Annotated in this window: 2 protein-coding genes and 1 pseudogene; all 3 read left to right on the forward strand. The window is 74.0% G+C overall.

Going from position 1 to position 3,009, the window contains the following annotated elements:
• Positions 1–836 (forward strand): annotated as a pseudogene (locus tag FAF44_RS52630) (fibronectin type III domain-containing protein); the annotation flags it as partial.
• A 13-nt stretch (positions 837–849) separates the two neighbouring features.
• Positions 850–1,908 carry a MoxR family ATPase gene (locus FAF44_RS52635; RefSeq protein ID WP_237111026.1) on the forward strand — a complete coding sequence of 353 codons (1,059 nt, stop codon included), beginning with the start codon at positions 850–852 and terminating at the stop codon, positions 1,906–1,908.
• A gap of 1 nt (position 1,909) precedes the next feature.
• Positions 1,910–3,001 carry a DUF58 domain-containing protein gene (locus tag FAF44_RS52640; RefSeq protein WP_237111027.1) on the forward strand — a complete coding sequence of 364 codons (1,092 nt, stop codon included), beginning with the start codon at positions 1,910–1,912 and terminating at the stop codon, positions 2,999–3,001.
• Positions 3,002–3,009 lie beyond the last annotated feature (8 nt).

Genomic DNA, 3,009 nt, shown 5'->3' on the forward strand with positions numbered 1-3,009 from the left:
CCCCCACGCCGTCGGCGAGCGCGCCCTCCGCGCCCGGCGCCGTGACCGCCAGGTCGGGCCCCGGCACGGTGACGGTGACCTTCAGCGCCGCCACCGGCGGCAAGGTCGGCCGCTACACGCTGCGGACCTCCGGCGACGGCAGGTCCACACCGCAGTCGGTGGACGCGGACGGCCCGTTCCGGTTCGAGTTCACCGGCGGCGACTGCGCGAACGAGTACACCTTCACCGTGGTCGCGCACTGGTCGGGCGGCGAGGTCGAGTCCGAGCCCAGCGCCGGGGTGCGGCCGTGCGTGGCGCCGGGCTCGCCGGGCGGCTTCGCGGCCAAGGCCAGGAACCGGGGCGCCGAGCTGACCTGGACCGCCCCGGAGGGCGCCGGCGACGACACCACGTACGAGCTGACCGGCGCGGCCACGAAGGACGGCGTCAAGGGCACGTCGTTCACCGCGGACGGGCTCAAGAACAACCAGAAGCACACCTTCAGCCTGAAGGCCAGGAACGCTGCGGGGGAGAGCCCGGACGTCGCCACGGCCGAGGTCGACCTGGCCTACCCGCGCCAGCAGTACAAGAACGCCAGCAACGACGACACCAACACGCTCATCCGCACGACCCCGTCGACGAGCGGCACCGCCGGGACGATCCCGAAGGGGCAGTACCTCACGCTGACGGTGATCTGCCAGGTCAAGGGCACCTCGTACACCGACACCTCGACCGGGAGAACCAGCGACATCTGGAACCGGATCGAGAGCCAGTACGGCAACGGCTACCTGAACGACACTCTGGTGGCGACTCCGGACGGCGGTTTCCCCGAGGGGCCGCTCTTCGAGTGCACCGACTGAGAAGGGGACTCAGTTGACGCAGTACAACTATCAGGACCAGGCCGCGCACCCGTACCAGCAGCCGCCACCGCAGCTTCCACAGCTCCCGCAGGCCCAGCAGCAGGCCCAGCCGCAGGGGCAGCAGCAGCTCGCCGGGCAGTTCGCGCAGCGGTTCCAGCTCCTGGCCGGCAACATCGAGCGCGTCATCCGCGGCAAGCACGAGGCCATCGAGCTGGCCCTGATCTGCCTGTTCTCCGAGGGCCATCTGCTGGTCGAGGACGTCCCCGGCACCGGCAAGACCACACTCGCCCGCTCGCTGGCCGCCAGCGTGGACGCGCAGTGGCGGCGCGTCCAGTTCACCCCCGACCTGCTGCCCAGCGACATCACCGGCGTGTCGATCTTCAACCAGGCGCACCAGAGGTTCGAGTTCCACCAGGGGCCGGTCTTCGCCAACATCGTGCTCGCCGACGAGATCAACCGCGCCTCGCCGAAGACGCAGGCCGCGCTGCTGGAGGTGATGGAGGAGCGCCGGGTCACGGTGGACGCCGAACCCCACCCGGTGCCCCGGCCGTTCCTCGTGGTGGCCACGCAGAACCCCGTGGACATGGACGGCACGTACCCGCTGCCCGAGGCCCAGCTCGACCGGTTCCTGATGAAGATCTCCGTCGGCTACCCCGACCACGCGTCCGAGGTCGAGGTGCTCAAGGGCATGCCGACCGGGCCGCAGGTCGAGCGGCTGCCGGTGGTGGCGCGGGCCTCGGACGTGGCCGGCATGATCGACTTCGCCTCGCGCATCCACGTGGCCGACCCCGTCTACGACTACATCGTGGCGTTGTGCGGTGCCACCCGGATCAGCCCGCACCTGCGGCTGGGCGCCAGCCCCCGGGGCAGCCTCGCGCTGCTGCGGGCCGCCCGCGTCAAGGCCGCCGCCGCCGGACGGCACTACGTGGTGCCCGAGGACGTCAAGGCGCTGGCCGCGCCGGTGCTGGCGCACCGCCTCATCCTCACGCCGGAGGCCGAACTGCGCGAGGTCAGCGCCGCCGCCGCGCTCGGCGAGATCCTCGCCGGGATGCCGGTGCCGCAGGCGGCCTGAGATGCGGGCCCTCACCCCGCTCGGGCGGGGCACGCTCGCGGGGGCCGTCGCCCTGTACCTGGCGGGGCTCGCGCTCGGCTACCCCGAGCCGGTCGTGCTCGCCACGGGCGCGCTGCTCGCGCTGGCCGCCGCGCTGGCGTGGACCGCTCCGAAACCCCGTCTGGAGGTGCGCAGGGAGGTCACGCCGCTCAAGGTGCCGCGCGGCGAGGCCGCCGTGGCCGTGCTGAACGTCGCCAACCTCGGCAGCCGCGGACTGTCCGGCCTGCGGGCCCAGGACCGGATCGGCTCGTCGGAGCACACGATCGACCTGCCCAGGCTGCCCAAGGGGGCGGTGCGGACCGTGTCGTACCCGCTGCCGACGGACACGCGCGGCGAGATCCCGGTGGGGCCGCTCATGCTCGTGCGCGCCGACCCGTTCGGGCTCACCCGCCGGGTCCGCGAGTACGGCCTGCCCGTCACCCTCCTGGTACGCCCGCGTACGGTCGCCCTGCCCGTCCCGCCCTCCGGCCGGGCCCACCACCTGGAGGGCCCGGCCGGCGACAACGCCCCCGCCGGCACGGCCACCTTCCACACCCTGCGCGAGTACGTGGTGGGCGACGACCTGCGCCACGTCCACTGGCGCTCCAGCGCCCGCGTCGGGACCCTGATGGTGCGCCGGCTCATCGACGCCGCCCTGCCCACCACGACCGTGCTGCTCGACACGCGCGCGCTGACGGAGCCGGCCGTGGACGCCGCCGCCTCGGCCGCCGTCGCCGCCGCCCGTGCCGGGTTCCCCGTCCGCGTCCTGACCGGCGACGGGCCCCTGATCGGCACGAAGACGGACGTGGAGAGCGTCCTGGACCGGCTCGCCCTGGTCCGGCCGGGCCCGTCCGGCGTCGCGGAGGCGCTGCGGGCGGCGCGCGGCGGCGGGTCGCTGGTGCTGGTCACGGGGGACCCGTCGGAGGTGGCGCGGGTCGCGGGCGCGCGGCGCCGCTTCGACCGGGTCATCTGCGTGTACGTGGGCGGCGGCCCGGTCCCCGCCGCCCCGCCCGGGGTGACCGTCGTGCCGATCACCTCCCTCGACGAACTGCCGACGGCCTGGGGCACCCGATGACCCCACCC

This window comes from Nonomuraea sp. MG754425 (assembly GCF_021699195.1).
Lineage (GTDB): Bacteria > Actinomycetota > Actinomycetes > Streptosporangiales > Streptosporangiaceae > Nonomuraea.